This is a genomic window from Pseudomonas sp. Ps21-P2 (assembly GCF_039672565.1).
Lineage (GTDB): Bacteria > Pseudomonadota > Gammaproteobacteria > Pseudomonadales > Pseudomonadaceae > Aquipseudomonas.
Window position 1 is genome coordinate 17,230 of sequence record NZ_JBDFPL010000014.1, and the last position, 26,881, is coordinate 44,110.

General features: G+C 60.4%; 30 protein-coding genes. 14 read left to right on the plus strand and 16 right to left on the minus strand.

Features of this window, described 5'->3' with window-relative positions; translation table 11 throughout:
* Positions 1-11: 11 nt before the first annotated feature.
* Both ABEH28_RS25770 and ABEH28_RS25775 read right to left on the minus strand, forming a co-directional pair.
* Entirely contained in the window at positions 12-272 is a 261-nt protein-coding gene (locus tag ABEH28_RS25770; RefSeq protein WP_346631448.1) for a DUF2007 domain-containing protein, read from the minus strand.
* Positions 272-454, minus strand: a complete 183-nt coding sequence (locus ABEH28_RS25775; protein WP_192174926.1) for a CPXCG motif-containing cysteine-rich protein — start codon at positions 452-454, stop codon at positions 272-274. Before ABEH28_RS25775 ends, ABEH28_RS25770 begins: the two co-directional genes overlap by 1 nt.
* A gap of 219 nt (positions 455-673) precedes the next feature.
* Between ABEH28_RS25775 and ABEH28_RS25780 the strand changes: the two genes are divergently transcribed.
* On the plus strand, positions 674-1,837 hold the full coding sequence (locus tag ABEH28_RS25780; RefSeq protein ID WP_346631449.1) for a 1-acyl-sn-glycerol-3-phosphate acyltransferase: 1,164 nt from the start codon (positions 674-676) through the stop codon (positions 1,835-1,837).
* A gap of 169 nt (positions 1,838-2,006) precedes the next feature.
* The gene (locus tag ABEH28_RS25785) at positions 2,007-5,105 is read left to right on the plus strand and encodes an autotransporter domain-containing protein (protein ID WP_346631450.1); all 3,099 of its coding nucleotides are present in this window, start codon (positions 2,007-2,009) and stop codon (positions 5,103-5,105) included.
* Positions 5,106-5,109: 4 nt separating this feature from the next.
* On the opposite strand, the gene ABEH28_RS25790 is transcribed toward ABEH28_RS25785, so the two are convergent.
* Positions 5,110-5,379, minus strand: coding sequence for a hypothetical protein (locus ABEH28_RS25790; protein ID WP_172609708.1), 270 nt, complete (start codon positions 5,377-5,379; stop codon positions 5,110-5,112).
* 140 nt (positions 5,380-5,519) lie between these two features.
* Between ABEH28_RS25790 and ABEH28_RS25795 the strand changes: the two genes are divergently transcribed.
* Positions 5,520-5,723 (plus strand): hypothetical protein, encoded by a 204-nt coding sequence (locus ABEH28_RS25795; RefSeq protein ID WP_065991803.1) that lies wholly within the window; start codon positions 5,520-5,522, stop codon positions 5,721-5,723.
* A gap of 101 nt (positions 5,724-5,824) precedes the next feature.
* On the opposite strand, the gene ABEH28_RS25800 is transcribed toward ABEH28_RS25795, so the two are convergent.
* Positions 5,825-6,406: a YajG family lipoprotein gene (locus ABEH28_RS25800; protein ID WP_192174929.1), complete on the minus strand. Its 582-nt coding sequence runs from the start codon at positions 6,404-6,406 to the stop codon at positions 5,825-5,827.
* A gap of 221 nt (positions 6,407-6,627) precedes the next feature.
* Between ABEH28_RS25800 and ABEH28_RS25805 the strand changes: the two genes are divergently transcribed.
* The 3 genes from ABEH28_RS25805 to mqo all read left to right on the plus strand — a co-directional run bounded on the left by ABEH28_RS25805 (position 6,628) and on the right by mqo (position 9,101).
* Positions 6,628-6,861, plus strand: coding sequence for a hypothetical protein (locus ABEH28_RS25805; protein ID WP_346626974.1), 234 nt, complete (start codon positions 6,628-6,630; stop codon positions 6,859-6,861).
* Positions 6,862-7,401: 540 nt separating this feature from the next.
* Positions 7,402-7,596, plus strand: coding sequence for a hypothetical protein (locus tag ABEH28_RS25810; RefSeq protein ID WP_133771915.1), 195 nt, complete (start codon positions 7,402-7,404; stop codon positions 7,594-7,596).
* Positions 7,596-9,101: a malate dehydrogenase (quinone) gene (gene mqo / locus ABEH28_RS25815; protein WP_346631451.1), complete on the plus strand. Its 1,506-nt coding sequence runs from the start codon at positions 7,596-7,598 to the stop codon at positions 9,099-9,101. The genes ABEH28_RS25810 and mqo overlap by 1 nt, the downstream gene beginning before the upstream one ends.
* A 117-nt stretch (positions 9,102-9,218) precedes the next feature.
* Here mqo and ABEH28_RS25820 read toward each other — a convergent pair whose 3' ends face one another.
* From ABEH28_RS25820 to ABEH28_RS25835, 4 genes are all read right to left on the minus strand, one after another.
* The gene (locus ABEH28_RS25820) at positions 9,219-9,680 is read right to left on the minus strand and encodes a hypothetical protein (RefSeq protein ID WP_192174932.1); all 462 of its coding nucleotides are present in this window, start codon (positions 9,678-9,680) and stop codon (positions 9,219-9,221) included.
* Between the two features lie 226 nt (positions 9,681-9,906).
* Positions 9,907-10,194, minus strand: coding sequence for a PA4642 family protein (locus ABEH28_RS25825; protein WP_192174933.1), 288 nt, complete (start codon positions 10,192-10,194; stop codon positions 9,907-9,909).
* Between the two features lie 67 nt (positions 10,195-10,261).
* On the minus strand, positions 10,262-10,747 hold the full coding sequence (locus ABEH28_RS25830) for a hypothetical protein (protein WP_346631452.1): 486 nt from the start codon (positions 10,745-10,747) through the stop codon (positions 10,262-10,264).
* A gap of 110 nt (positions 10,748-10,857) precedes the next feature.
* Positions 10,858-11,415: a hypoxanthine-guanine phosphoribosyltransferase gene (locus tag ABEH28_RS25835; protein ID WP_346626971.1), complete on the minus strand. Its 558-nt coding sequence runs from the start codon at positions 11,413-11,415 to the stop codon at positions 10,858-10,860.
* A 197-nt stretch (positions 11,416-11,612) separates the two neighbouring features.
* Here ABEH28_RS25835 and upp point away from each other — a divergent pair, with 197 nt between their 5' ends.
* Positions 11,613-12,251 carry a uracil phosphoribosyltransferase gene (upp, locus tag ABEH28_RS25840; RefSeq protein ID WP_133771905.1) on the plus strand — a complete coding sequence of 213 codons (639 nt, stop codon included), beginning with the start codon at positions 11,613-11,615 and terminating at the stop codon, positions 12,249-12,251.
* Positions 12,251-13,531, plus strand: a complete 1,281-nt coding sequence (locus ABEH28_RS25845) for a uracil-xanthine permease family protein (protein ID WP_346631453.1) — start codon at positions 12,251-12,253, stop codon at positions 13,529-13,531. Before upp ends, ABEH28_RS25845 begins: the two co-directional genes overlap by 1 nt.
* A gap of 224 nt (positions 13,532-13,755) precedes the next feature.
* Here the strand turns inward: ABEH28_RS25845 and hemH are convergent, their stop codons facing one another.
* Both hemH and ABEH28_RS25855 read right to left on the minus strand, forming a co-directional pair.
* Positions 13,756-14,784 (minus strand): ferrochelatase, encoded by a 1,029-nt coding sequence (gene hemH / locus ABEH28_RS25850; protein ID WP_346631454.1) that lies wholly within the window; start codon positions 14,782-14,784, stop codon positions 13,756-13,758.
* 14 nt (positions 14,785-14,798) lie between these two features.
* Entirely contained in the window at positions 14,799-15,701 is a 903-nt protein-coding gene (locus ABEH28_RS25855; RefSeq protein ID WP_346626969.1) for a TIGR01777 family oxidoreductase, read from the minus strand.
* 299 nt (positions 15,702-16,000) lie between these two features.
* Here ABEH28_RS25855 and ABEH28_RS25860 point away from each other — a divergent pair, with 299 nt between their 5' ends.
* The 6 genes from ABEH28_RS25860 (at position 16,001) to ABEH28_RS25885 (ending at position 21,110) form a co-directional block, all read left to right on the plus strand.
* Positions 16,001-16,987, plus strand: coding sequence for an NAD(P)/FAD-dependent oxidoreductase (locus ABEH28_RS25860; RefSeq protein ID WP_346631455.1), 987 nt, complete (start codon positions 16,001-16,003; stop codon positions 16,985-16,987).
* Positions 16,984-17,199 (plus strand): TIGR02450 family Trp-rich protein, encoded by a 216-nt coding sequence (locus ABEH28_RS25865; RefSeq protein ID WP_346631456.1) that lies wholly within the window; start codon positions 16,984-16,986, stop codon positions 17,197-17,199. The genes ABEH28_RS25860 and ABEH28_RS25865 overlap by 4 nt, the downstream gene beginning before the upstream one ends.
* 169 nt (positions 17,200-17,368) lie before the next feature.
* On the plus strand, positions 17,369-18,349 hold the full coding sequence (locus tag ABEH28_RS25870) for a DUF523 and DUF1722 domain-containing protein (RefSeq protein ID WP_192174941.1): 981 nt from the start codon (positions 17,369-17,371) through the stop codon (positions 18,347-18,349).
* Between the two features lie 2 nt (positions 18,350-18,351).
* A complete protein-coding gene (locus ABEH28_RS25875) occupies positions 18,352-19,290 on the plus strand; it encodes a MerR family transcriptional regulator (RefSeq protein WP_192174942.1) in 939 nt (312 codons plus the stop codon).
* A 9-nt stretch (positions 19,291-19,299) separates the two neighbouring features.
* Positions 19,300-20,745: a deoxyribodipyrimidine photo-lyase gene (phrB, locus tag ABEH28_RS25880; RefSeq protein WP_346631457.1), complete on the plus strand. Its 1,446-nt coding sequence runs from the start codon at positions 19,300-19,302 to the stop codon at positions 20,743-20,745.
* 53 nt (positions 20,746-20,798) lie between these two features.
* Positions 20,799-21,110 (plus strand): YkgJ family cysteine cluster protein, encoded by a 312-nt coding sequence (locus tag ABEH28_RS25885; protein WP_122536194.1) that lies wholly within the window; start codon positions 20,799-20,801, stop codon positions 21,108-21,110.
* Positions 21,111-21,296: 186 nt separating this feature from the next.
* On the opposite strand, the gene ABEH28_RS25890 is transcribed toward ABEH28_RS25885, so the two are convergent.
* The 6 genes from ABEH28_RS25890 to hemA form a co-directional block, all read right to left on the minus strand.
* Entirely contained in the window at positions 21,297-21,815 is a 519-nt protein-coding gene (locus tag ABEH28_RS25890; RefSeq protein ID WP_192174944.1) for an acyloxyacyl hydrolase, read from the minus strand.
* A 113-nt stretch (positions 21,816-21,928) separates the two neighbouring features.
* Positions 21,929-22,729: a glutamate racemase gene (gene murI / locus ABEH28_RS25895; RefSeq protein ID WP_192174945.1), complete on the minus strand. Its 801-nt coding sequence runs from the start codon at positions 22,727-22,729 to the stop codon at positions 21,929-21,931.
* Complete coding sequence (locus ABEH28_RS25900) at positions 22,722-23,495, minus strand: molybdopterin-synthase adenylyltransferase MoeB (protein ID WP_346631458.1); 774 nt, start codon at positions 23,493-23,495, stop codon at positions 22,722-22,724. Before ABEH28_RS25900 ends, murI begins: the two co-directional genes overlap by 8 nt.
* A complete protein-coding gene (prmC, locus tag ABEH28_RS25905; protein ID WP_346631459.1) occupies positions 23,489-24,322 on the minus strand; it encodes a peptide chain release factor N(5)-glutamine methyltransferase in 834 nt (277 codons plus the stop codon). Before prmC ends, ABEH28_RS25900 begins: the two co-directional genes overlap by 7 nt.
* Positions 24,323-25,405 carry a peptide chain release factor 1 gene (gene prfA, locus ABEH28_RS25910; RefSeq protein WP_192174948.1) on the minus strand — a complete coding sequence of 361 codons (1,083 nt, stop codon included), beginning with the start codon at positions 25,403-25,405 and terminating at the stop codon, positions 24,323-24,325.
* Positions 25,402-26,679 carry a glutamyl-tRNA reductase gene (gene hemA / locus ABEH28_RS25915; protein WP_192174949.1) on the minus strand — a complete coding sequence of 426 codons (1,278 nt, stop codon included), beginning with the start codon at positions 26,677-26,679 and terminating at the stop codon, positions 25,402-25,404. The genes prfA and hemA overlap by 4 nt, the downstream gene beginning before the upstream one ends.
* Between the last annotated feature and the right edge of the window lie 202 nt (positions 26,680-26,881).

Below are 26,881 nucleotides of genomic sequence, written 5' to 3' on the forward strand. Positions count from 1 at the left end.
GCGAACCGGATTCAGCACAGCAACACATCGGGATAGCTGTCCGGCTCGTCACCGGACAGCGGAAAGGCGGCATTGTACTCGGTGATCAACAGACGCGCCCGCTCGGCCTGGTCATCCTCGACCGTCAGGCCCAACAACCCGAACGCCGGCAAATCCCCAACGGCGCCCAGTAAATGACGCCCGGTGATGTGGGACTCGATGCCTTCGCTGGCGAGCATGGCCTGCAGCAGCTCACCTTCCATCAGGTGTTCGGGCTCATAAATCTTGCGCATCACTCGTTCTCGCTGCGGACGTCCAGCGTCCACTCTTCTCCATCGGTTTGCAGGCTGAAGATGATCGGCCGGCAGCAGACGGGGCAATCTTCAATGTAGGTCTGATCGCCGCCGGACAGATCCAGCGCCGCCTCCACCGGTTCGCCACAATAAGGGCAGTCGTAATCCTGTATTTCCTGCATCGCAGTCTCCGGGCCCAGTTTTGCGTATAATCGCCGACTTGTTTGCGGGTCGAGCTTTATTCCTCAGCATCCGGGCATCAGCCTGAGTCGACACCTTGAGCGAAGCCGCCTTGTTGTGCGGCCGCCCCGCCGCCCAGGCATCAAGCCTGTGGTGTCGTGACTCGCTGCTGCACCGGACTCGACCTCCATTACCTTAGCCGTTTCCGACAAGAGAGCATGATGGGCGAATTCGATGCCATCCGACCGTACGACGACACCGAAGTAAAAGCCGTACTTGATCGGCTGCTGGGTGACAAGGCGTTCCTCGCGATCCTCACGCATTTCCGATTTCCGCGTCTGGCCGGCTCCCTCGGCTGGATTCTGCAACCGGCCATCGCGCGCAAGTTGCGTCGCCAGTTCGCCGGCATCGACACCGTCGCGGCCCTGCAGGACAAGGTCGAGCATTACGTCGATCACACCATCGAACGGGCCACTGACGGTGTGACCTACACCGGCGTCGAGCAGTTCAAGTCAGGGGTTGCGTACCTGTTTCTGGCTAACCACCGCGACATCGTGATGGACCCTGCTTTCGTCAATTACGCGGTCTACCACGCGGGCCTACCAACGCCACGCATCGCCATTGGCGACAACCTGCTGCAAAAGCCCTTCGTCAGCGACCTGATGCGCCTGAACAAGAGCTTCATCGTGCACCGCTCGATCACCGGGCGTCGCGAGAAGATGGCGGCTTACCAGTTGCTGTCGGCGTACATCAATCATTCCATCCGCAATGACTGCCAGTCGATCTGGATCGCCCAGGCTGAAGGCCGCGCCAAAGACGGCGACGACCGCACCGAGTCGGCCATCCTCAAGATGTTCCACATGAGCCGCAAGGACGAGCCGTTCGGCGAAGTCATCCAGTCGTTGAACCTGACGCCGGTGTCGATCAGCTACGAATACGACCCGTGCGATTACGCCAAGGCGCGGGAGCTGTACATCCGCGCCACCACAGGCAGTTACACCAAAGTGCCGGGCGAGGACGACGTCAGCATCGCGCTGGGGATCACCGGCTACAAAGGCCGCGTGCACGTGAACTTTGCCCCGCCGATCACCGAGCTGTTCGAGGACACCAAGCTGCTGGCCATCGAAATGGACCGGCAGATTCTCGGGGGCTATCGCCTGTTCCCGGTGCATTACCTGGCGTACGCGCAGTGGGCCAACGCCGAGCCGGCGCTCCAAGTGCCGAACGCGGCTCAAGTATTCCCGGCGGACGAACTGGAACGCGCTCAAGAGGAATGGCAGCGCCGACTCAATGGCTGCCCTGCCGAGCACCGGCCGTTTCTGATTCAGCAATACGCGATGCCGGTACGCAATCAGTACCGGGTGAAGGCCGGGTTGCCACTTTAGGCGCCCTACGCTTCCAAGAATAAACGGCGCCCCAGGGCGCCGTTTTTCGTTGTGCGCCTCCGTTGCCTTGGCGATATCAGCCTTCACAAATGTGTCACCGCTGACACACTCAAGCGTAAGACTGGCTCGCTAAGGTCGTCGCCTATCCAAATGAGTGAAGGCGTACGCTATGCGATCCAGCAAACCGGTTGCCCATGTAATGGTGTTTTCCCTGGTACTTTCATTGCTCGCCGTGTCGGTTCAGGCCGCGAGCCGTGCGGGAGACGACACCATCAACGGTGTCGACCTGCTTTCCGGATTCAATACCTTATGGACGACCGGCGCGACCTGGGACACGGGCACCCCCACAGCTCTGGGTCAGAGTCTGCTACGGCGCAACCTGCAAATCGTGGTCGACCGCGCCAACACTCGGACCCTCGCCCAGGAAACCGCCGCCTACTTCGATGACCGCCGTGACCAGAGCTACAGCGCCATCAGCGGCCTCGGCTCGTTGAGCGCTGCCTACAAGGCAGGCGCTGGCGCCTTCACGACCATCACGCAATTCGACGACAGCAACAAAACCGTCAAATACGACGATAAAGGCAATGGCGCCGGCAGTTCGTCCTCGGCGCTAGGCAAAGTCGTCGATCTGGTCAGCGCTGTACGCAACGACGCCTCGACAACGCCCGCCAAATCCCACTATTTGTATCCGCGGCCATGGCGTCAAAGCCTGGATGGTCAGAGCCTGGACTTCGTGGTCGCGCCCTCCCTGCGCCCGGCGGAAAGCACCACGCCCGCCAGCGACTCGGGTTTTCCCAGCGGCCATACCAATGCCGCGTACCTGTCTTCATACGCACTGGCCTATGCCATTCCCGAGCGTTTCAGCGAGTTGATGCTGCGCGCCTCGGAAATTGGCGACAACCGCATTGAAGCCGGCATGCACTCGCCGTTCGACGTGATGGGTGGACGCATCACCGCAACGTACTTCGCCATCGACAACCTCTCCAATCCGGCCAACGCCCAACTGCGCGCCGATGCGCGTGCTCAGGCACTGAGTTATTTCACGACGCAATGCGGCGGCGACGTCAACAACTGCATGGCGAGCATTGACCCGGCCACCGATCGCACGTCTCAACATGCGCAAGACAAGGCGCTGTTCACCTCGCGCATGACCTACGGCTTCGATCCGGTGGGCCCGACCAACCTGGCCGCCGTGGTGCCAACCAACGCCGAAGTGTTGCTGGAAACCCGCTTCCCTTACCTGGACGCCAGTCAGCGCCGCGAGATTCTGGCGACCACTGAAATCTCCTCAGGCTATGCGGTGATCGATCAGTCAGGGGGCTATGGCCGCCTGAACCTGTACGCCGCGGGCGATGGTTATGCGGCGTTCAATTCCAACGTCACGGTCAACATGGACGCCAGCCTCGGCGGCTATAACGCCATCGACGCCTGGCGCAACGACATCAGCGGCAGCGGCGCGCTGATCAAGAACGGCAGCGGCAATCTCATACTGACCGGCAATAACACTTACGCGGGCGGCACCGTGATCAACGGCGGCGTGCTGACCGGCCATGCCAAAGCATTCGGCAGCGGGACAATCACCGACAACGCGACGCTGGTGGTCGATCAGTCAACCAACGACACCCTCGCCAATACCCTGACGGGCAACGGCGCGCTGATCAAACGTGGCATCGGCTCGCTGAACCTGACGGGCAACAACAGCCTGTCCGGCGCAACGACGGTGCAAGGGGGTCGGCTGGCGGTCAATGGCAATCTGGGCAACTCCATCGTCAGCGTGCAGCAAGGCGCAACGCTGGGTGGCAATGGCACCGTCGGCGGCATCAATGTCGCGCAGGGCGGCGTGGTGGCGCCGGGTAATTCGGTCGGGCAACTGAACGTCAACGGTGATGTGAACCTGGCTCAGGGCTCGACTTACCAGATTGAATCGGACGCCAGCGGCAGAGCCGACCGCATCGTCGCCAGCGGCCGTGCAACCATTAACAACAGCACAATCTCGCTGGTTGAAGGCGGTAACTGGCTGGCCGCAAGCCGCTACTCGATTCTCGAGGCAGCCGGTGGCGTCAGCGGTGCGTTTGCCAACGTGCGAACCAACTTCGCTTTTCTCACCCCGACGCTGAATTACACGGCGACCGATGTCGGACTGACCCTGGACCGCAACGCACAGACCTTCGCCAGCCTGGCGACGACCCGCAATGCCCGAGCCGTCGCCCAAGGGTTGGACAGCGCGGGCGCTGGCAACGCGCTTTGGCGTGAAGTGGTGCAGGACGATACGTCGACCGCCCAGGCCACGTTCAAGGCACTGTCCAATGAGCTGCATGCGTCGACGCAGTCCGCGCTGATCGAGGACAGCCGTCTGGTGCGCAACGCCGTGAACGATCGCTTGCAGCAAGCGCAGTCAGCACCGGCACTTCGCGGCACGACGCAAACCCTCGTCGGTGACGACTCCCGTGGCGCGGTTTGGACTCAGGCCATCGGCGCGACCGGCAAAACCGACAGCACCAGTGATGTCTCGGGTCTCGACACGCACAGCAGCGGCATATTGTTCGGCGCAGACGTGCCACTCGACGACACCTGGCGCGTGGGTGCCATGGCCGGTTTCAGCAACAGCAGCTTCGACCTGCGCCATGCCTCCGGCTCGACCGACAGCGACAACTACCATCTGGGCGTCTATGCCGGCGCCAAGTGGGGTCAACTGGGCCTGCGCCTTGGCGCAATACGCACCTGGCACGATCTGACGGCCAAGCGCACGCTGGACTTGCCAGGGGCTTCCGAGCACTTCAAGGAAGATTACAACGCGGCGACCAATCAGGTATTTGGCGAACTGGGTTACGCCATCGAGCTGGGCAATGCGCAACTTGAGCCCTTCGCCAACCTCGCCCATGTGCGACTGGACACGGATTCCTTCGATGAAAACAGCAATGCGATCAGACTGGAGAACAAGTCTCAGGACAACAACATCACCTTCAGCACCCTCGGCCTGCGCGCCGCCACTCGCTTGAATGCGGGCAGCGTCGCGATCAAGCCCAACGCGACACTGGGCTGGCGTCGTGCCTACGGCGACGTGACGCCAGAGAACCGCGCGGCCTTCAGCGGCGGCGACACCTTCGATCTCTCCGGCGCACCGATTGCCCGCAACGCAGCAGTGCTTGGTGCGGGGGTCGATCTGGGCTTGAGCGACACGCTGAGCGTCGGGCTGAGTTACAACGGACAAGTGAGCAGCGATGCGTCGGATCAAACCCTGAACGCCAGGGTGACGCTGGCCTTTTAAGCGATCACAGCTTGGTGCTCACCCACGACAACAGCAGCGCGAACGCGAGGCACGCCGTGCCGAACCGATAGCTCAGGCGGATCATGCGCAAGGTGGGCACATCCATCAGGTGCATGGGTTCGTCGATTGGGGCTTGTTCGGTGAGATGGTGCAGATGGGCCATCTCCCGCTGCTCGCGAGTACGGGTGGTGTGCAGCAGCCAGATGCCGGGGCCGGCGGCGAGCAAGGCGCAGAGGTTGATGGCGAGACCGGGGGCGTGATGGATAAGCGACATGGTGCCTCGATGACGCCGGATTAATGGGCGCCGCAGACTCTGTTTGGATCTGTCGCTCACACTAGTCGCTGTCACCTTAACGTCACCTGAACCGGGCACTGTGTGGGACCTCAAATCGACCCACCGCCACGGAGAGCGTCATGCTGCACGCCCACAACCAGGACCGCCTTTACCTCATCGCCCCCAGCGACGAACAGGAAGCATTGATCGACGCACTGGCGTTCAACGTTCAGGACAGGCACTGGCTGGTGTACTGCGCGCTCGGCGGCCATGCGCACAACGATCTGCCGGAAGTGGATCTGCAGACCGGTTTCAGTTTTCTGGACTTTTATCAGGCAGCTTGACCCCCGCGCTGCGAGCCCCAGGTGACGCCGCTGAACAAACAAAAAGCCCCGGCTTCTCGCGAAACCGGGGCTTTTTTGTACGTCAGAATCAGGCGCTGAACTTACTGGCCGAGGGTGCGGCCAATCGTCTGATCCTGGAACAGGCGGGTCAGTGCGTCACTGAGCACGTCGCTGATCAGCTTGGTGTTGGTCTCTTCGTTTGGCGCCATGCCGAAGCGTTGATCCAGTGAGGCCGCGTAGCGACCGCTGTAGTTACGGCCGGCGTTCTGAACGTCAGCGCGGAACGTAGAGCTGATGTTGGCTTCGGTGACGTACAGGCCTTCTTTCGGCGATTGATACTTCAGGTCTGCCAGGGTGACGGTCAGCTGCGGACCATTACCATTCTGCACGGGCGTGAAACCCAGCAACCGCACGCCGGCTTCAGCCTGAGCCTGCAGCTGCGGCAGCAACTGCTGACCATTGACGGTGATCGAACTGGTTTCCGGGTACAGGCCACCACGAGTGCCCAGTTGCTGCGACTGACGACCGTCAACCACGCGCACGACCACTTGCTGGCCGTGGCCGACCGGCGCCAGTTGAGCGTTCAGCTTGGGTTCCGGGGTAAGGGATTGCGGGCTGTGGGCACAGCCCGCCAGGGTCAGACTGCCAGCGGCAAGCAAACCGAACAGAACGCGACGCAACATGCTCATTTCTCCATGGGCCAAGGCACAAAATGTGCCGCAGTATAGCGACCTCCCAAGGCCGCTCACTAGGGTAAAGATACGACAAAGTGCCATCCCACCGGTTCCGGGCAGACGACGTTGTCCACAGGATCAAAATCAACACAATTGCGCAATCGCAACGTCACAGCGGTGTCATGCCTGCCGGCCATACTTTTTTCAACTCTCCAGCAAGGAGTCCTGCCATGGACTTTCTTTGGTCGTTGTTCTCGTTGCGCCGCCGTCATCGTCACTATGCCCGTCTGGACCAGCACGGCATTTGCCTGGCATTCAAGCACTGCGCAGAAACGCCCTGTGGTCAGGGGTGGGTCGAAGTCCACGAAGCAAACCTGTGCTGGCTGCAGCGCCCACTCCCCTCCAGCGCCCGCGTGACTTCCCGGTCACGGGCGATTACCGCCCGGCATATGCTCAGCATCTGACCAAAAGACGAATAAAAGTCATTTTTCCTGGATCATTTCTGCCCGTTTCATCGCTATAATCTTCCCCCGATTATAAGGACGTCTCCTGATCGGGCCTCGCAGCATCGTCGATAGCCATTATCGACTCCTTCGTAACGCCCACAGAGAGCCTTCCACACAGACATGTGCAGCCCGATGTGGCCGCAGCGCAGACGCCGGATCGTCGACTAATCCGAACGTCCTTCGCCAGTTCTTGCCTCACATCGCGTATGAACCTGATCTGCAGAGCTGCCATCGCGCAGCCCTTTTTGAGGTTCGCGTCTCCAAAAGAGCGTGAAAAAAAACGGGTTTTCACAACTTCACAAGAGTGTGGCAAGCAAATGAATAGTTTCGCGTTTGTAAATGCACCGTTAGCGTCTGACCCAGCCCCCTTGCAAAGGACCGACCGCACCGCAGTCTCCGTCAAAAGAGCCTGAAGCCTGTCCGCTACGGATTTGGTTGCACAACCGGACGCCTTGACGATAGTCGAATTGCTGTACGGGCCGAAAAATGCGTTCATGCTTGCCTTATAAAAGCATCAACCAGGCTCGTTCGGTGGCGTCCGCTGAAGATGCAAAAAATTGCGAAGAATCGGACATGGCGATCCCGGCCAGGTTGAACGAGGCACTGCGCGAACACCGCGCCGCCCGAACCTGGCGACTGACCACGGGAACGCATGCCGTCAATTTGGTGCTGCAGATTTTGGAGACGCGTTAATGGCGCATAACGAAGCAGTCGACGTAGTGCTGGTCGGGGCAGGCATCATGAGTGCCACCCTCGCCGTACTGCTCAAAGAGCTGGACCCGAGCCTCAAGGTTGAAGTCGTCGAGCTAATGGATTCCGGTGCTGCAGAGAGCTCCAACCCCTGGAACAACGCAGGTACCGGCCACGCCGGGCTGTGCGAGCTGAACTACACGCCGGAAGCGGCCGACGGCTCGATCGACACCAAGAAAGCGATTCACATCAACACCCAGTTCGAAGTCTCCAAACAGTTCTGGGCCTACTTGGCTCGCAAAGGCACGTTCGGCTCCTCGCGCTCGTTCATCACGCCGGTTCCGCACCTGAGTTTCGTTCAGGGCGAAAAAGGCATGGCGTACCTGAAAAAACGCTACGAAGCACTGCGTCCGCACCACGCCTTTTCCTCGATGGAATACACCGAAGACAAAAGCAAGCTGGCAGAGTGGATGCCGCTGATGATGCCCGGCCGTCCAGCCGATGAGCCTATCGCGGCGACGCGAGTCATGCACGGCACCGACGTCAACTTCGGCAACCTGACCAACATGCTGCTCAAGCACTTGGCCAGCGCGCCCGATGCGCAGGTCAAATACTGCAAACGCGTCACCGATCTGAGCCGCCAGGGTGACGGCTGGACCGTCACCATCAAGGACGTGAACAGCGGCGAGACTCGCAACATCGACGCCAAATTCGTGTTCCTGGGCGCAGGCGGCGCGGCGTTGCCATTGCTGCAGATGTCCGGCATTGAGGAAGGCAAGGGTTTCGGCGGCTTCCCGGTGAGCGGCCAGTGGCTGCGTTGCGATAACCCTGAAGTGGTGAAGCATCATCAGGCCAAGGTGTACAGCCAGGCGGCAGTGGGTTCGCCACCGATGTCGGTGCCACACCTGGACACCCGCGTTGTCGACGGCAAGAAGTCCCTGCTGTTCGGACCTTACGCCGGCTTTACCACCAAGTTCCTCAAGCACGGTTCGCTGCTGGACCTGCCGCTGTCGATCCGCGCAGCCAACATCGCGCCAATGCTGGCAGTGGCCCGCGACAACATGGACCTGACCAAGTACCTGATCAGTGAAGTGCGGCAGTCGATGGAACAGCGGCTCGATGCACTGCGCCGTTTCTACCCGGAAGCCAAAGCCGAAGACTGGCGCCTGGAAGTGGCCGGTCAACGGGTACAGATCATCAAGAAGGACCCGAAAAAAGGCGGCGTTTTGCAGTTCGGTACCGAGCTGGTGTCGGCGAAGGACGGCTCCCTCGCCGCACTGCTGGGCGCCTCGCCGGGCGCTTCAGTGACCGTTTCGATCATGCTGGACCTGATCGAGCGTTGCTTCCCGGACAAGGCGCGCACCGAGTGGGCCACCAAGCTGAACGAGATCTTCCCGGCTCGCGAAAAGGCACTGGAAACCGATGCGCAGCTTTATCAGCGTGTCAGTGCTCAGAGCGATGCCACCCTGGATCTGGTGCAGAACAGCGAAGCAGCCACTTTCGCCTGATCGTTGGGTTGCTTCAAAAAGCTGTAAAAGAAAACCCCGCCAAACCAGGCGGGGTTTTCTGTTTTTGCACTCAATGGCAGCCGCTTTAACCGGAAGATCCGGGCTGCAGCTTCAACGCTACTTCATCACAAATCTGACGGAGTACGCCTGCATCGAGTTCGTCCCTTTGGTCACCGATGCGATGCATTCCGCCGGTACTGTTCCGAGCGACCTGCCCGTTGCCGACTTCTCCGGCGCCGGTGTGATCGAGACCCAACTGAACGTCACCGAGTGGGCTGCCGTGAACTCGCAGGTCTTGCCTTCGCCGCTCACGCGGAAGCTCGCAGAATCATTGCGAGGATTCTTCAGCGGGATGGACACAGATGCAGTGGGTGCGTCAGCCGAAAAGCCGTAACCGGTGTAATCAGCATTGGGTTTGGCCCAGCTGGACCATACCAGCGCGAGGTCGATGCCTGTCTGATTCCACATTTCCATGTTGAGCTGGATTTTATTGGGGTAAGCCGCCTGAGCGGATGCTGCCGCGACCATCATTGCGATGGCGGCGATTGTGCGCGTGAAGCAAGTCTTTACGTTGTTCATGTCGTGAATTCCTTTTCGCTTGATGATGCGAGCGTCCTGCTCGCGTTCCTGTGAGCGTTGTCACAGGGCTGAGTATGAATCAGCGTGCCGCTTTCGATAGTCGCAAACGCCGAAGGAGGCGGTAGGAAGGGTCTTTCGATTCTGTAGTGAGAGCGCGTAAGCAGGAATCTGATTACCGGAGGGAAGCATCAGGCGCCGAGGGACGGCGCCCGGGAAGCGGGTCGAATCAGCCTTTCGCCCTGTCGATCAGTTCGATGTATTCCTCGGCATTGCGTTGATCCTTGATCAGCGCCACGAAGTCATTGCCGTGTTCGTCTTTGCCGTCGAGGTCGTAACCGGCTTCCTTGAAGAACGTCAGAAACCGCGCGAAATCGTCAACGCGCAGGCCTCGATAAGCCTTGATCAGCTTGTGCAGCGACGGCGAAGTCGCGTCAACCGGCTCGAAATCCAGGAACAGCTTGATCTGGGCGTCGCCGATTTCATCGCCAATCACCTGCTTCTTATCTTTACGCATTGCTGACTCCAACTGACTTGCGGGACATTTCACGGGCGGGCAGTTTACCCCCCGCCCGGTCGCCGGCTCAACGCGCGCGTACGCTGCCGGTGTGCAGGTCGGCCCAGACGTGACCGTTGGCATAGCTGAGGAATTGGCAGTAGACCTTTTCGTTACGCAGCAAGTCCACGAGCACGCGGTATTGCGTCGCCGGGTAATAGAGCGTCAGCGTGCGCGACGGCTCGTCGTAAGTCGGTTTTTTCAGGCTTTTGCTTTCGCCGTCGAAGTGGATCAGCACGTCGGCAATGGTCGCGCCCTTGTTCATGGGCTTGCCTTTCAGGCGCAGGGTCAGTGGCGAGGTGACCGGGATCGGTTGCTGATTGGACTGACGCTGGCTGCCGATCACCACCGAATACTCAGTGATCTGCAGCAATTGCTGCTGCTCGGGTTCGCCCTCGCGCACGGACAATTCGTCCGGCGGCAGGTACTGCGCGTGCATGGGTTCGGCGAGTGCGGGGAGTGGCAGCGTCAACAGCAACATCCACGCAGCGGTGGTTCGAAACGATAACGACATGGGCGCCTCCCGAAAAAGTGGGAGGCACTCTAGCATGGGCTATGCCCGGATCAGGCAGATCCTGTGGGAGCGGCCGGGGTGGTGCTCCCACAATAAAGCGGTGCTTGCTGTTACATCCCCTTCACGGCATAGATCCCGGCCGCGTTGCGCCAGTAGCCTTTGTAGTCCATGCCGTACCCGAAGATGTAGCGGTCAATGCAAGGCAGACCGACGAAGTCTGCTTTCAGGTCAGGGCGCGCCTTGCGGTCGTGGTCCTTGTCGATCAGCACGGCGGTATGAACAGCGCTTGCACCGGCATGTTTGCAAAAGTCGATGATCGCGCCGAGGGTGTGACCTTCGTCGAGGATGTCGTCAATGATCAGCACGTCACGGTCGATGAACGAAACTTCAGGTTTGGCTTTCCAGAACAGGTCGCCACCGCTGGTTTCGTTGCGATAGCGGGTAGCGTGCAGGTAGGACGCTTCCAGCGGGAAATTCAGATGAGTGAGCAGCTTGCCAGCGAAGATCAGGCCGCCGTTCATGACGCAAAATACCACCGGGTTGCGATCGGCCAGCACGCCATTGATTTGCTCGCCGACGCGGGCGATGGAGGCTTCGACTTCGGCCTCGTTGTAAAGGCAGTCAGCCTCGCGCATGACTTGACGGATATGCTCGAGATCAGCGGACATGACGCTCTCCAAGGGGGCTGTGTAAGGAAAAGCGGGCAAAGGTACGCATCCGCCGACATCAGGGCAAGTGTTTCTGGACTAACGTTGCACTGCCGTTCCAGAAATCTCGACACGCGAACCTAACCGTCAGGACAAGTTACAGCTGAATAGATTAATCTAAGCCGTTTTTTTTGCCCGCCCGCTGGAGCCTTTCCCCTATGCCCATTCGTGAGATCCGCCATCCGCTGATCCGCCACAAGCTCGGCCTGATGCGCCGTGCCGATATCAGCACCAAGAATTTTCGTGAGCTGGCTCAGGAAGTCGGCGCGCTGCTGACGTATGAAGCGACCAAGGATCTGCCGCTGGAAACCTACGAGATTCAGGGTTGGGCCGGCACGGTTCAGGTCGAGAAGATCGCCGGCAAGAAGATCACCGTGGTGCCGATCCTGCGGGCCGGTATCGGCATGCTTGAAGGCGTGCTCAGCCTGATCCCGGGCGCCAAGGTCAGTGCCGTGGGCGTCGCGCGCAATGAAGAAACCCTCGAAGCCCACACGTACCTGGAAAAGCTCGCTCCCGAGATCGACCAGCGTCTGGCGCTGATCATCGACCCGATGCTCGCCACCGGCGCCTCGATGGTTGCCACCATCGACCTGCTGAAAAAAGCCGGCTGCCGCGACATCCGCGCGATGGTGCTGGTTGCCGCGCCGGAAGGCATCGCTACCGTCGAGAAGGCCCACCCGGACGTCAACATCTACACCGCGTCCATCGATCAGCAACTGAACGAACACGGCTACATCATTCCGGGCCTGGGCGATGCCGGCGACAAGATTTTCGGCACCAAGCAGAAGGACGCCTGATGAAGCCGGATGAGTTCAACGATCCACTCTGGCGCACCATCCTGTCGGGCGCGCAGATGCTGTTCGTGGCATTCGGCGCGCTGGTATTGATGCCGCTGATCACTGGCCTCGATCCCAACGTTGCGCTGTTCACGGCAGGCCTGGGCACCCTGTGCTTCCAGGTGGTGACAGGCCGTCAGGTGCCGGTCTTCCTCGCGTCGAGCTTTGCTTTCATTACCCCGATCATTCTCGCCAAGGGCCAGTTCGGCCTGGCCGCGACCATGGGCGGCGTCATGGCAGCAGGCTTCGTCTACACCTTCCTTGGCCTGGCCGTGAAGATCAAAGGCACCGGTTTCATCGACCGCCTGCTACCGCCGGTGGTCATTGGGCCGGTGATCATTTCCATTGGTCTGGCGATGGCACCCATTGCCGCCAACATGGCAATGGGGCGGACGGGTGACGGCGCCGCAGAGCTGATCCCGTACAACACCGCCATCATCATTTCGATGGCGGCGCTGCTGACGACGTTGATCGTTGCCGTGTTTGGCAAAGGCATCTTCCGCCTGGTGCCGATCATCTCGGGCGTGCTGGTGGGTTTTGCGCTGTCGTTCTATTTCGGCGTGGTCGATGCGGCGAAAATTGCTGCCGCGCCATGGCTGGCCTTGCCGCACTTCACGGCACCGGAATTCAACTGGCAGGCGATCCTGTTCATCGTACCGGTGGCACTCGCTCCGGCCATCGAGCACATCGGCGGCGTGATTGCGGTCGGCAGCGTGACGGGCCGTGATTACCTGAAGAAGCCCGGCCTGCACCGCACCTTGCTGGGTGACGGCATCGCGACGACCGTGGCTGGCGCTTTCGGTGGCCCGCCCAACACCACCTACGCCGAAGTGACCGGCGCAGTGATGCTGACGAAAAACTACAACCCGAAGATCATGACTTGGGCGGCGATTTTCGCCATTACCCTGGCCTTCATCGGCAAGTTCGGCGCGTTGCTGCAAAGCATTCCGGTGCCGGTCATGGGCGGGATTCTGTGTCTGCTGTTCGGCTCGATCGCGGCGGTGGGCATGAACACGCTGATCCGCCACAAGGTCGACCTGGCCGAGGCGCGCAATCTGGTGATCGTGTCCGTGACGCTGGTGTTCGGCATCGGCGGCGTGCTGATCGGCACCGGCAACGGCCCTGATGATTTCGGCATGAAAGGCATCGCGCTGTGCGCCGTGACCGCCATCGTGCTGAACCTGATCCTGCCGGGGAATGACGCGTGGAAGAACAAGCATCTGGATGATCAGCTGCCGTAGTTTGGAAGCGTTATGAAAAAGGGGGTATCACTCAAGTGATGCCCCCTTTTTGCTTGTGCATCCCCTGAGATCCTCGGCGTACACCGAAACTGTGGGAGTGAGCTTGCTCGCGAACGCGGTAGGCAGTTGCATCGATCTCGCATGTTCGAACGCTTTCGCGAGCAAGGTGAAACGCCACCCCGGTCGCTACCACATGGTTCTACGTGAAAGCTAAGCTCGCGTTATTACACGACCATCGCCGGTGCCTTTTCGCACAATGTGTTCAGCGCCTTCGCCCAGTTCGGGTCGTCGTTCAGACACGGAATCAGCACCAGCTCCTCGCCCCCGGCTTCCCTGAACACTTCAGCCCCGCGATCACCAATTTCTTCCAGCGTTTCGATGCAGTCCGCGACAAACGCCGGGCACATGACCAGCAGTCGCTTCACGCCTTGAGCAGCAAGCTCCTCCAGATGCGGTTCGGTGTAGGGTTCGATCCACTTGGCGCGGCCCAGGCGCGACTGAAACGACACTGACCACTTGCCATCGGCAATCCCCATCAGCTTGGCGAACTCTGCCGCTGAGCGCATGCACTGGGCGCGGTAGCAGACCGCCAGGACCTCAGGCGACGCCGTCTCACAGCAGTTGCCGCTCTTGAAACAGTGATTGCCGGTCGGGTCGAGCTTGGTGAGATGCCGCTCGGGCAGACCGTGAAAACTCAGCAGCAGGTGATCGTAATCCTGCTGCAGATGCGGCCGCACGCTCGCCACCAGGGCGTCGAGGTATTCCTGCTGATTGAAGAACGGCGTCAGCAGCGAGAAGTCAAAATTCAGCTTTTTCTCACGCACTACGCGCTTGGCTTCTTCAATCACCGTGGTCACGGTACTGTCCGCAAACTGCGGATACAGCGGCGCCAACGTGACCTTTTTGATGCCCTGGGCTGCCAGGCGCGTGAGCACGGTCTCGATCGACGGCTCGCCGTAACGCATCGCCAGTTCGACCGGGCCGTGTTTCCATTCCTTGACCATGGCCTGCTGAAGTCGCTTGCTCAGCACCACCAGCGGCGAACCCTCGTCCCACCAGATTGACGCGTACGCATGGGCCGACTGCTCCGGGCGCTTGATCAGAATCAGCGACACGATCAGGCGACGCACTGGCCACGGCACGTCAATAACGTAAGGGTCCATCAGGAACTGATTGAGGTAGCGGCGCACGTCAGCGACCGACGTGGACGCCGGTGAACCCAGATTAACCAGCAATAAAGCGTGATCGGTCATGCAACACCTTGATGTCAGTGGCGGCCCAAAAGGTTTTCCAGGGCCGCGCGCAGATCAGTGAATCGGAAAGTGAAACCCGCCTCTTGCAGGCGGTCTGGCCGGGCGCGTTGACCGCCCAGCAACAGGATCGATAGCTCGCCCAGCAACACTCGAAGCGCAACGGCCGGCATCGGCATGAAGGATGGTCGGTGCAGCACGGACGCGAGGGTCTTGGCGAAATCCCGGTTGCGGGCCGGTGACGGCGCGCAGGCATTATAAGGACCTCGGGCATCGTCCCGGCTCATCAGAAAATCAATCAGGGCGATTTGATCTTCTATATGAACCCACGGCATCCATTGGCGTCCGTTGCCGATCGGCCCGCCCATGCCCATCTTGAACGGCGGCAACAGCCGCTGCAGCATGCCGCCTTCGTCGGCCAACACCAGTCCGGTGCGCACCAGCACCACGCGAATGCCCAGGGTCTCGGCACGTTGTGCGGTCTCTTCCCAGGCAATGCACAGACGGCTGGCGAAGTCTTCGCTGACCGGTTGCGCATTTTCGTCGAGCTCGCGCTCACCGCCGTCGCCATACCAGCCTACCGCCGAGCCGGATATCAACACGTCGGGTTTCTGCTCGCGGCGCTCAAGCCACGTGACCAATTGCTCAGTCAGGGTGATGCGGCTGTCCCACAGCAGTATTTTGCGTTTGCGGGTCCACGGACGGTCGGCGATGGGTGCGCCGGCCAGATTGATCACCGCGTCGACGTGCTGGCTGCCTATGTCGTCGAAGTGAGCTATCCCGCGAACGTTGGCGCCGCAGAGCCGCGCAACGTCATCGGGTTTGCGACTCAAGACCGTCAGCTGATGGCCCTGCGCGAGCCAGTGTTTACACAAACGACGCCCTATCAAGCCTGTACCGCCGGTCAGCAAGATGTGCATGACTGAGTTCCTTACGTGGCGTTCATCGCAATTGCGGAGTCTATTTCTTCACAAGCCATGAGCTCGTGCGCGGAGTGATCACTCAACTTTAGGTCAGGTTAGAGCGATCCACTTCACTGCTGTTCTATAGGACAGCCCGATCGTGCAGTTGAACGATTGAAGCAAAGCGTCAGACTTGTCAGCGAGCCCTTGGAAAGGTCCGCGTCCTGCGTGTGCAGGGCGACAACTTATACCGAAAAACGGCATTGTACAGCTTTTGCCTGAGGCGTAGTCTGTGCAGACAAGGTAACGAGGCCCCTATGACTGTCCCCATTGCAATCATCGGTACCGGCATCGCCGGACTCTCCGCCGCCCAGGCGTTGCAAGCCGCCGGGCATAGCATTCATCTCTTTGACAAGAGCCGCGGCAGTGGCGGCCGGATGTCCAGCAAACGCAGCGATGCCGGCGCACTGGACATGGGCGCGCAATACTTCACCGCCCGCGACCGTCGCTTCGCCGCCGCCGTCCAGCAGTGGCAAGCCGAGGGCCACGTGGCCGAGTGGAAGCCGCTGCTCTACAACTATCATGGCGGAAAACTCAGCCTGTCGCCCGACGAGCAAGTGCGCTGGGTCGGCGCGCCGCGCATGAGTGCAATCACCCGGGCCATGCTCGGCGACATGCCGGTGACCTTTTCCTGCCGCATCACCGAAGTCTTTCGTGGCGAACAACACTGGAATCTGCTGGACGCCGACGGCCAAAGCCATGGCCCGTTCAGTCAGGTCGTGATCGCCATCCCCGCGCCCCAGGCCACCACCCTGCTGGCCGACGCGCCGAAACTGGCGAGCGTTGTCGCGGGCGTGAAGATGGAGCCGACCTGGGCGGTCGCGCTGGCTTTCGATACCCCGCTGGACACGCCCCTCGAAGGCTGCTTCGTGCAGGACAGTGCCATCGACTGGCTGGCTCGCAATCGCAGCAAACCCGGGCGCGACAGCCAGATGGACACCTGGATTCTGCACGCCACCAGCGCCTGGAGTCGCCAGCATGTGGACATGGCCAGGGAGGACGTCATCGATCACTTGCACGGCGCGTTCGCCGAGCTGATGAATTGCGCGATGCCGGCCCCGGCATTCACCCTCGCCCACCGCTGGCTGTACGCAAGGCCGGCTGGCGGACGCGAAGTCGGCGCGTTGTCCGATGCAGATCTGGGTCTGTACGTCTGCGGCGACTGGTGCCTGTCGGGCCGAGTCGAAGGCGCCTGGCTGAGTGGTCAGGAAGCCGCGCGACGTCTGCTGGAACACCTCAAATGAATCGAATCAACCCGCGCAAGCTGCTGCTGTCGAAATGGACGGCAGCGTCTCCTAAAAACCGTGAAAAGCACTTTTTGGTCACCGAGTTGTTTTGTGATGAAGAAGGGACGGTGCTGGAGATCGAACTGCAAGCCGTCATGACCAAGCGCAGCCAGACGCTGGCCTGGCAGACCCTGCAGAATGACCAGAGCTGGCAGATGGGTTGGAAGTAAACCCTTCCCAACTGCCGCCTCAACCCGTCATTACGGCTGAATTCCCGCACCTTGTCGTTTCATTCACCGATCTTGTACAAATTATTTGACTTGCACTGCTACAAACCTATGATGGGCAAATGTTGTACAGAGAAACGGATCTGTATAAGAAGTTCATCGAGGGTTTGTCATGTCTGCTGTACTCGATCATTCATCAGAGCAAGCCTCCAAACCCAAGCTGGGCGTCAGCGCCTGCCTGATGGGTGTGGAGGTCAGGTTCAATGGCGGGCACAAGGAATCGCACCTTCTGACCCGGGCCCTCAACGAATACTTCGATTTCGTGCCGGCGTGCCCCGAGGTCGCCATCGGTATGGGCATCCCTCGCGAAGCCATTCGTTTGGTGGGAGACACAGACCACCCTCGGGCGATCGGCACGGTTCATCACGCCATGGATGTTACCGAGCAACTGGCTGATTACGGCGAGCACATGGCTACTGAGATGAGCGACATCTGCGGCTATATCTTCATGCAGAAATCGCCGTCGTGTGGCCTGGAGCGGGTCAAGGTGTACCGCGATAACGGCGTGCCGTTCGAAACCGGCGGACGTGGCATTTATGCCCAGGCGTTCTGCGCGCGTCATCCTGATCTGCCGGTTGAAGAAGACGGCCGTTTGAACGACCCGGTGCTGCGGGAGAATTTCATCACCCGTGTGTTTGCCTATGCCGCGTGGCAAGAGCTGCTGAAAAGCGGCATCACCCGCCGTGCGCTCACTGAGTTTCACGCCCGCTATAAATACCAATTGATGGCCAACGATCCCGTCCAGTACAAGGCGCTGGGGAATCTGCTGGGCACCATGGGCCGGAATGACCCTGCCGAGATCGCCCCGCGCTACTTCAGTCAATTAATGAGCGCGCTGAAAAAACCGGCGACCCGGCGCACCCACACCAATGTGCTGCAGCATCTGTGCGGTTATCTGCGCCAGACCCTCAGCGCATCCGACAAGAAAGAAATCCAGGGCGTCATCAATCAGTACCACCAGGGCATCGTGCCGCTGGTTGTGCCGCTGACGCTGCTCAAACACCATTTCCGCCGACACCCCGATCCGTACATTGCGCTGCAGGTTTATCTGCAGCCACATCCGGAAAACCTCAGTCTGCGCAACGCGATTTGAACATGACAACTACCGAGCAAGAACCGCCGGAAGGCGACCCGCAGGACCCCGCGAACGCCTTTGAAAACGGCTGGCTGCCGATTCGCGAAATCGCCCGACTGACCGGTGTGAACGCAGTGACCCTGCGCGCCTGGGAACGTCGATATGGCCTCATCGTTCCGCACCGTACAGCCAAGGGCCATCGTCTTTACAGCAACGAACATGTCGACCGCGTGCTGACCATCCTCACGTGGCTGAATCGCGGCGTGTCGGTCAGTCAGGTCAAGCAGTTGATCGACGATCAGCAGGCGCCAGCGCCCAGTGTCGAGAATGACTGGGACATTCTTCGCCAGACTCTGCAGGAAGCCATCGGCGCCCTGGCCGAGCGGCGACTCGATGATTCCCTCAACCGCGCGATGTCGCTGTATCCGCCGCGCACGCTTTGCGAACAACTGTTGCTGCCGCTGCTGGCGTCACTTGAGCAGCGCTGGCAAGGCCAGTTCGGCGCGCAGCTTGAGCGGGTGTTTTTCTACTCGTGGCTGCGCAGCAAGTTCGGCGCACGGCTGTACCACAACAACCGTCAGGTCAGCGGCGCGCCCTTGCTGCTGGTCAATCAGTCCGACCTCCCGCTCGAGCCGCATCTGTGGCTGACCGCGTGGCTGCTCAGCAGCGCCGATTGCCCGGTGGAAGTGTTCGACTGGCCATTGCCGGCCGGCGAGCTGGCCCTGGCCTGCGAATACCTCAAGCCGCGCGCAGTGCTGTTGTATTCCAGCAAGTCACTGAACGTCGGCCAGTTGCCTCGCCTGCTGCACAACATCGAGTGCCCGAAGCTGATCGTCGGGCCTGCGGTGCGCATTCATTCGACGGAATTATCCGCAGCCGAGGGTGAAGTCTCGGGCCTGTCCCTCGCCGAAGACCCTTTGACCGCCCAGGCTGCCTTGCAGCGGCTGGGGCTTATCTAAGGAATAACTATGCAATTGATATGGCTGCGCAGTGATCTGCGTGTGCACGACAACACCGCGCTGAGCGCTGCCATGGAGCAGGGCCCGACTCTGGCCGTGTACATGATCAGCCCGGGCCAGTGGCAGAGCCATGACGATGCCCCATGCAAAGTCGATTTCTGGCTGCGCAACCTCCGTGAATTGAGCAAGGCACTTGCGGCGCTGAACGTGCCGCTGCTGATTGTCCATGCAGACACGTGGTCGCAGGCGCCCAAGGCGATCCTGGAGTTGTGTCAGCAACATGGGATCGAAAACGTGCACGTCAATGACGAGTACGGCATCAACGAGAGCAAACGAGACCGTGAAGTGGAGGCGGCTCTCGACGGCGCCGGCATTCTGTTTCGTCGTCACCTCGACCAGCTGTTCTTCCAGCCGGGCAGCGTGCTGACCAAAAGCGGCGGCTATTTCAAGGTCTTCACCCAGTTCCGCAAGGTCTGTTACGCACGCTTGCATTACTCGATGCCGGCCCTGGTTGCGCTGCCCAAGCCACAACAGAAGCTGTCCGTCAAAAGCGATGTCGTGCCGGATGCGGTCAAGGGTTTCGCCGCGCCGACCGAGACCCTGCGCTCGCTCTGGCCGGCCGGCGAAGATGAGGCGCGTGATCGCTTGCAACACTTCACCGACGAGCAAGTGCATTACTACGATCAAGAGCGCGACTTCCCCGCCAAGCCCGGCACCAGTCAGCTGTCTGCGTACCTGGCGGCCGGGGTGATCTCGCCCCGCCAATGCCTGCATTCAGCACTGCGCAGCAACAACGGCGAATTCGAGACCGGTAATCCGGGCTCAGTCACCTGGATCAACGAGCTGCTCTGGCGTGAATTCTACAAGCACGTGCTGGTGGGCTTCCCCCGTGTCTCCCGTCACCGCGCCTTCCGCCCGGAAACCGAAGCGCTGAAATGGCGCAATGCGCCGAAGGATCTGGAAGCCTGGCAACAGGGTCGTACCGGGCTGCCGATTGTCGATGCAGCCATGCGCCAGCTGCTTGAAAACGGCTGGATGCACAACCGCCTGCGGATGATCTCGGCGATGTTCCTGACCAAGAATCTGCTGATCGACTGGCGCGAGGGTGAACGCTATTTCATGCAGCACCTGATCGACGGCGATCTTGCGTCGAACAATGGCGGCTGGCAGTGGAGCTCATCGACCGGTACCGACGCATCGCCCTACTTCCGGATTTTCAATCCACAAAGTCAGTCGGAGCGCTTCGACCCTGAAGGTCGATTCATCAAGCAATGGGTGCCTGAACTGGCTGAGTTGAACAAGCGAGACATTCATAACCCGTCCGCGCTGGGCGGGCTGTTCGGCGTGGAAGGCTACCCCGCGCTCATCGTCGATTTGAAAGCCAGCCGCGAACGCGCCCTGCAAGCGTTCAAGTCGCTGCCCCAGCGGCAAGCCGAGACGCAGGAGAATGGGTGAGCATTCGTCACGCCGGTTAGCGGTCTACTGCGCGGTGATTTAAACTGCCGCCCATGACGACTGTGATCCCTTCGCTTCAACTCCCTGACGAACCCGCAATCACGTGTTCCACCTGCGCGGCCTGCTGCTGTCAGCTGGAAGTCATGTTGATTACCGACACCGGCGTGCCCGAGCGTTACATCGACACCGATGACTGGGGCGGCGAAGTGATGCTGCGCCTGGACGATGGCTGGTGCGCGGCACTCGATCGCGACACGATGATGTGCACGATCTACGACCGTCGACCGTTGATTTGCAGGGAGTTCGAAATGGGTGCGCCGGAGTGTATTGCCGAGCGAGAAGGAATCGCGACCGCTTATCTGTGATGGTCGCGGCAAGCAGGAAGCACGGGATTTGATGTTTGCCTGGCTCAGCTGCTTTGGCTGACACGTTCCCGGCTAAAGCCGGTCCTACAAGGTGGTTTTTCAGTAGGACTGGCTTTAGCCGGGAAGAAGCGGGTAGTGCATTGCAGGTGCGGTTAAATCCGCTCGTGCAATAACGCAATCAAACGCTTAGAACGGCATCGTGTAGTGAATCGCGTAGCTTTCGATACCGTCGTTATTGGTGGTCATGCCGCCGTTGGAGTAGTGAGTGGCGCGCAGGCCAACTTCATGTCCACCGGCAAAGCGCAGACCGAAACCCAGACGGTCTTCAAACTGGAACGCGCTGCCCAGCTTGTTGCCTTCCACTTCGGTGCGCTGGAATACAGCGGCGCCGATACCGGCTTCAATGTAAGGCTTGACGCTCTCACCCGAAAACTCATAAACGAATACCGGAGAGAACGACAGGCTGTTGTTGCTGGAGCTCTTGTCGCCTTCCCAGTAGGTGTAAGCGCCGCTCCAGTAACCGGTCAGGCGACCGACACCGGTTTGCCACCAGCTTTGATCCCAATCAAATTGCGCGCCCAGACGATAAGTCATCGTGGATTCGCCAGTGTGTCCTACGGAAAACTCGACCCCATCAGCTTGAGCAATTGCGCTTTGCCCCAACAACGCAGCCGCAATCGCAGCCAAACAAAACAGTCGCTTCATCTGAAACATCCTATTTTCGAAAGCAGTTAAAAATTTTTTATATCGACAGAAGTGCTGTAGAAGCCGGCGGCTGAACTTTAGTTCACCCACAGCCGAAGCGATTCACGTTTTTTTCACGAAACGAAGCTTCGCACATTGTCGGAGTTGATACAAAGCACGCGTAGGACGTTTCTGAAATCTTCTGGATCACCGGTCGTCCAGAACTGAGCAGTCCGAGGATGACCGCTCGCCAGCAGCTCGCGCTCGCCCAATAACCGCTGCAACTGCCGGGCTACGGCGGCGCCGGTGTCGATCAGAGTGATAGAGGCAGGGATCATTTCCCGCAGCAATGGCTTGAGAAACGGGTAATGGGTGCAGCCCAGAATGATGGTGTCGCAACCCGCCGCGAGTAACGGCGCGACGTAACCCTGAAGCAACTGGCGAATCGCCGGGCTAACCAGATCGCCCGTTTCGATCAGCTCCACCAGGCCCGGACACGGCTGCGTGATGACTTGCACATCTGCCGCAAAGCGATCGAGCAACGCGGCGAACTTGGCGCTTTGCAAAGTGCCGGTGGTCGCCAGCACGCCGACGACGCCGGTCCGCGTCGCCGCAGCTGCAGGCTTGACCGCCGGCTCCATGCCCACAAGTGGCCAGTCAGGGTAGCGGACGCGCAAGTCGGCGATGCCGGCCACTGTTGCCGTATTGCAGGCGATCACCAGGGCCTTGGCGCGCTGGCTGTGGAAAAACTCGGCAATCGTCGCGCAACGTTCGCGAATGAATTCCGGGGTTTTCTCGCCGTAGGGAATGTGGCCGCAATCGGCGACGTAGAGCAACGATTCCCGTGGCAGCAACTGCTGTATTTCCGCCAGCACCGACAACCCGCCGACGCCGGAATCAAACACCGCCACCGGCGCATCGCTGTCTCTATTCATGCTCGGCGGTAACTCGGGGCCCGGTACCGCACACACTGCAGCCAGGGTCGCGTTTGACTTTCAATTCGCGGAATCGCGTGCTCATGACATCAATCAGCAGCAGTCGCCCCACCATCGGCTCGCCAAATCCGGCCAGCAGCTTCAGGGCTTCGAGAGCCTGCAAACTGCCAACCAATCCTACCAACGGACCGATCACGCCCGCCTCGCTGCAAGTCAGTTCGGTTTCGCTGCCGTGCCCGTAAAGGCAGTGGTAACAAGGGCTCTCCGGACGACGCGGATCGAACACCGACAGTTGCGCTTCGAGGCGAATCGCAGCGCCGCTGACCAGTGGTTTGCAGGCGGCGACGCAGGCGGCATTGACGGCTTCACGCGTAGAGAAATTGTCGGAGCAGTCCAGCACGAGGTCTACCCCGGCAACGGCTGCGGCCAGGGAGTCAACATCAAGGGCGGCGCGATGGGGCACCAGTGTGATCAGCGGATTGATCGCAGTCAGCCGCGCAATGGCTGAATCAATCTTACTCAGCCCTACGCTCTGGGTGTCGTGAATGATCTGGCGTTGCAGGTTGGTGAGATCGACGCTGTCGAAATCCGCCAGATGCAGTTCGCCGACGCCGGCCGCCGCCAGGTACAACGCCACCGGCGAACCCAGCCCGCCGAGGCCGACGATCAACACGCGGCTCTGCTTGAGGCGCAGCTGACCGTCGATGTCGACCTGTTGAAGAAGGATCTGCCGGCTATAGCGCAGCAGCTCTTCGTCCGTCAGCACGGCACTCGCCCGAAGGTAATGCGCTCGTGGTCGCCCAGGTCGCGGCGGGTCTTGATCTCTTCGAATCCGTGCGCAAGCAACAACTCGCGAACCGCTGCGCCTTGATCGTAGCCATGCTCCAGCAACAGCCAGCCGCCAGCTTCAAGGTGCACGGGCGCTTGCGACACAATCAGGCGCAGGTCGTCCAGGCCATCGGCGCCGGAGACCAGCGCACTGCTTGGCTCGAAGCGCACATCGCCTTCGACCAGATGCGGGTCATTGGAGGCAATGTAGGGTGGGTTGCTCAGGATCAGGTCAAAACGCTGACCTTCGACGGCACTGAACCAGTGGCTGTGAAAGACCTTCGCGTTGTCCAGATGCAGGCGCTGACGATTGCGTTCGGCAAGCTCGACCGCCTCTTCAACGCGATCCACCGCCGTGACGCTCCACTGCGGACGATCCTTGGCCAGCGACAGAGCAATGGCGCCGGTGCCCGTGCCGAGGTCGAGCAGCGTGTGAGGAATCGCACCAGGCAGAAGCTCCAGCGCGGTTTCCACCAGCATCTCGGTTTCGGGCCGGGGGATCAGCGTATGGGGAGCGACTTCCAGGTCGATGTTCCAAAACCCTTGCAGGCCCAGGATGTACGCGACGGGTTCGCCGGTTCGACGACGCTTGAGATAGCCATCGAAAGCGTGCGCCGCTTCGGTGCTGACAATACGCTCGGGCCAGGTGTGCAAAAAGCTGCGTGGCTTGCCCAGGGCAGCGGCCAGCAACAATTCTGCATCCAGACGCGCTGTCGGAGAATCCGGCAACTCGGCGCTTCTTAACAAACTGGCGATGATGGTCATTTAATCACCCAGTGCCGCAAGTTGGTCTGCCTGATACTCGGCAAGTAACGGTTCTATCACTGCATCGACCCCGCCGGCCAGAACTTCATCAAGGGAGTAGAGCGTCAGGTTCACGCGGTGATCCGTGACGCGCCCCTGTGGGAAATTGTAAGTACGAATGCGTTCCGAGCGATCCCCGGAACCGACCAGCAATTTACGCTCACTGGCGATGGCGTTGGCCGCCGCAGCGGTCTGCTGATCGTTGAGCTTGGCCGACAGCCAGGACATGGCCCGCGCACGGTTCTTGTGCTGCGAACGCTCTTCCTGACACTCCACCACAATGCCGGACGGCAAGTGCGTAATGCGGATGGCCGAGTCGGTCTTGTTGACGTGCTGACCACCGGCGCCGGATGAGCGATAGGTGTCAACGCGCAAGTCGGACGGGTTGATCTCGATGGTCTGCTGTTCGTCAGGCTCTGGCAACACCGCCACGGTACACGCAGACGTATGAATGCGGCCCTGGGATTCGGTTTCCGGCACGCGCTGAACGCGATGCACACCCGACTCGAATTTCAGCTTGCCGTAGACGTGCTCGCCTTCGACCCGCGCAATGACTTCCTTGTAGCCGCCATGCTCGCCCACGTTCTCCGACAGGATCTCGACACGCCAGCCACGCCGCTCGGCATAACGGGAATACATGCGGAAAAGGTCGCCGGCAAAGATCGCGGCTTCGTCACCGCCCGTGCCAGCGCGGATTTCCAGAAACACGTTACGGCCATCGTTCGGGTCTTTGGGCAGCAGCATTTTTTGCAGGTCAGCTTCAAGGACCAGCAACTGATCCTTGGCTTCGCGCACTTCCTCGACTGCCATTTCGCGCATGTCGGGGTCGCTGTCCTTGAGCAGCGCCTGCGCGCCTTCGAGGTCGCTCTGCACTTTCTGCAGCTGCCGGTACACCTGAATCACTGGCTCGACTTCGGCGTACTCACGGGAATACGCGCGAAATTTGGTCTGGTCGGAGATGACTTCGCCATCGCCGAGCAGCGCGGTCAATTCCTCGAAACGGTCGCTGAGCACGTCCAGCTTATTAAGCAGTGAAGCTTTCATTGCGGGGATTTATCCGTGGAGCCCTCGTTGAGGGCAAAGAGTTCCTGGGCCATGGCCAGCGCATCGACGCGGCCTTCAGCGGAGAGCTTTTTGAGCTGCACGCTGGGGGCGTGCATCATTTTGTTCGTCAGGCCACGTGCCAGCGCCATCAATACATCTTCGGCGTTGCTGCCATTGGCCAGCATGCGCTGGGCTTTCTGCAATTCTTCGTCACGCAGGCGTTCGCTCTGCTGACGATACGCCTTGAGCACGTCGACCGCCGCCAGTTCGCGCAGCCGCGACATGAAATCGTCGACGCCCATGCTGACCAGTTCTTCGGCCGCCTGCGCCGCGCCCTGGCGGCTCTTGAGGTTTTCAGCGACGACTTCGTGCAGATCGTCGACGGTGTAGAGGTAGACGTCGTCCAGCTCGCCGACCTCAGGCTCGATGTCGCGCGGCACGGCGATGTCGACCATGAAGATCGGCTTGTGCTTGCGCAGTTTCAGCGCGCTTTCGACGGCGCCCTTGCCCAGAATCGGCAACTGACTGGCCGTGGAGCTGATGACGATGTCGCTGTTGACCAGCTCGGCCGGGATGTCGGCCAACAGCACCGCATGAGCACCGAACTGCTCGGCCAGAATATTCGCGCGCTCGAGGGTGCGGTTGGCAACAACGATACGCTTGACTCCGAGATCATGCAGGTGACGCGCGACAAGCGTGATGGTCTCCCCTGCCCCGATCAACAGCGCCTGGCTGCGCTGCAGGTCGCTGAAAATCTGCTTGGCCAGGCTGACGGCGGCAAAGGCGACGGACACCGGGTTCTCGCCGATGGCCGTGTCGGTGCGTACCTGTTTGGCAGCGCTGAAGGTGGCCTGAAAAAGACGCCCGAGCAATGGGCCGACGGTGCCGGCCTCCCGGGCAACGGCATACGCCGATTTCATCTGACCGAGGATCTGCGGCTCGCCGAGCACCAGTGAGTCCAGGCCCGACGCCACGCGCATCATGTGTCGCACCGCCGCGTCGTCTTCATGCACATAGGCACTGGCGCGCAGCTCATCGACATTCAGATGGTGATAATCCGCCAGCCAGCGCAACACGACGTCGGCGGTCAGCTGATCCTGTTCGATATAAAGTTCGCTGCGATTGCAGGTGGAGAGAATGGCCGCTTCCCGGCTGCGGGTCAGGCGGCAGAGCTGCTGTAGCGCCTCAACCAGCTGCTCAGGCGTAAATGCCACGCGCTCGCGGACATCAACTGATGCAGTCTTATGGTTGATACCCAGAGCAAGAAAGGCCATTCAAGGTCGCTGATGGTGACGTGAAGCCGGCAATTGTCCTACTTCGATAGAGTCAGGACAACCACCGCAATACATTCAGAACGTCCGCAGCACACTATTGTCCCTATACAGGTTGCTTATCACCGCCTCTGGCCTGCGACAAAATGTCCACGCACAGGCTGTAGATTAAGCATATCCAGATTTCGCGCGGGCTGTGGGTTTG

Excerpts from the sequence above, each read along its gene's own strand:
- ABEH28_RS25775 (WP_192174926.1), bottom strand. The coding sequence starts at position 454 with ATGCAGGAAATACAGGATTACGACTGCCCTTATTGTGGCGAACCGGTG.
- ABEH28_RS25885 (WP_122536194.1), top strand. The coding sequence starts at position 20,799 with ATGACGACTGTGATCCCTTCGCTTCAACTCCCTGACGAACCCGCAATC.
- ABEH28_RS25800 (WP_192174929.1), bottom strand. The coding sequence starts at position 6,406 with ATGTTGCGTCGCGTTCTGTTCGGTTTGCTTGCCGCTGGCAGTCTGACC.
- ABEH28_RS25780 (WP_346631449.1), top strand. The coding sequence starts at position 674 with ATGGGCGAATTCGATGCCATCCGACCGTACGACGACACCGAAGTAAAA.
- ABEH28_RS25790 (WP_172609708.1), bottom strand. The coding sequence starts at position 5,379 with ATGTCGCTTATCCATCACGCCCCCGGTCTCGCCATCAACCTCTGCGCC.
- phrB (WP_346631457.1), top strand. The coding sequence starts at position 19,300 with ATGCAATTGATATGGCTGCGCAGTGATCTGCGTGTGCACGACAACACC.
- ABEH28_RS25845 (WP_346631453.1), top strand. The coding sequence starts at position 12,251 with ATGAAGCCGGATGAGTTCAACGATCCACTCTGGCGCACCATCCTGTCG.
- murI (WP_192174945.1), bottom strand. The coding sequence starts at position 22,729 with ATGAATAGAGACAGCGATGCGCCGGTGGCGGTGTTTGATTCCGGCGTC.
- upp (WP_133771905.1), top strand. The coding sequence starts at position 11,613 with ATGCCCATTCGTGAGATCCGCCATCCGCTGATCCGCCACAAGCTCGGC.
- prfA (WP_192174948.1), bottom strand. The coding sequence starts at position 25,405 with ATGAAAGCTTCACTGCTTAATAAGCTGGACGTGCTCAGCGACCGTTTC.
- ABEH28_RS25805 (WP_346626974.1), top strand. The coding sequence starts at position 6,628 with ATGGACTTTCTTTGGTCGTTGTTCTCGTTGCGCCGCCGTCATCGTCAC.
- ABEH28_RS25890 (WP_192174944.1), bottom strand. The coding sequence starts at position 21,815 with ATGAAGCGACTGTTTTGTTTGGCTGCGATTGCGGCTGCGTTGTTGGGG.
- hemA (WP_192174949.1), bottom strand. The coding sequence starts at position 26,679 with ATGGCCTTTCTTGCTCTGGGTATCAACCATAAGACTGCATCAGTTGAT.
- ABEH28_RS25830 (WP_346631452.1), bottom strand. The coding sequence starts at position 10,747 with ATGTCGTTATCGTTTCGAACCACCGCTGCGTGGATGTTGCTGTTGACG.
- ABEH28_RS25820 (WP_192174932.1), bottom strand. The coding sequence starts at position 9,680 with ATGAACAACGTAAAGACTTGCTTCACGCGCACAATCGCCGCCATCGCA.
- ABEH28_RS25875 (WP_192174942.1), top strand. The coding sequence starts at position 18,352 with ATGACAACTACCGAGCAAGAACCGCCGGAAGGCGACCCGCAGGACCCC.
- prmC (WP_346631459.1), bottom strand. The coding sequence starts at position 24,322 with ATGACCATCATCGCCAGTTTGTTAAGAAGCGCCGAGTTGCCGGATTCT.
- ABEH28_RS25795 (WP_065991803.1), top strand. The coding sequence starts at position 5,520 with ATGCTGCACGCCCACAACCAGGACCGCCTTTACCTCATCGCCCCCAGC.
- hemH (WP_346631454.1), bottom strand. The coding sequence starts at position 14,784 with ATGACCGATCACGCTTTATTGCTGGTTAATCTGGGTTCACCGGCGTCC.
- ABEH28_RS25825 (WP_192174933.1), bottom strand. The coding sequence starts at position 10,194 with ATGCGTAAAGATAAGAAGCAGGTGATTGGCGATGAAATCGGCGACGCC.
- ABEH28_RS25865 (WP_346631456.1), top strand. The coding sequence starts at position 16,984 with ATGAATCGAATCAACCCGCGCAAGCTGCTGCTGTCGAAATGGACGGCA.
- ABEH28_RS25855 (WP_346626969.1), bottom strand. The coding sequence starts at position 15,701 with ATGCACATCTTGCTGACCGGCGGTACAGGCTTGATAGGGCGTCGTTTG.
- ABEH28_RS25770 (WP_346631448.1), bottom strand. The coding sequence starts at position 272 with ATGCGCAAGATTTATGAGCCCGAACACCTGATGGAAGGTGAGCTGCTG.
- ABEH28_RS25870 (WP_192174941.1), top strand. The coding sequence starts at position 17,369 with ATGTCTGCTGTACTCGATCATTCATCAGAGCAAGCCTCCAAACCCAAG.
- ABEH28_RS25860 (WP_346631455.1), top strand. The coding sequence starts at position 16,001 with ATGACTGTCCCCATTGCAATCATCGGTACCGGCATCGCCGGACTCTCC.
- ABEH28_RS25785 (WP_346631450.1), top strand. The coding sequence starts at position 2,007 with ATGCGATCCAGCAAACCGGTTGCCCATGTAATGGTGTTTTCCCTGGTA.
- mqo (WP_346631451.1), top strand. The coding sequence starts at position 7,596 with ATGGCGCATAACGAAGCAGTCGACGTAGTGCTGGTCGGGGCAGGCATC.
- ABEH28_RS25835 (WP_346626971.1), bottom strand. The coding sequence starts at position 11,415 with ATGTCCGCTGATCTCGAGCATATCCGTCAAGTCATGCGCGAGGCTGAC.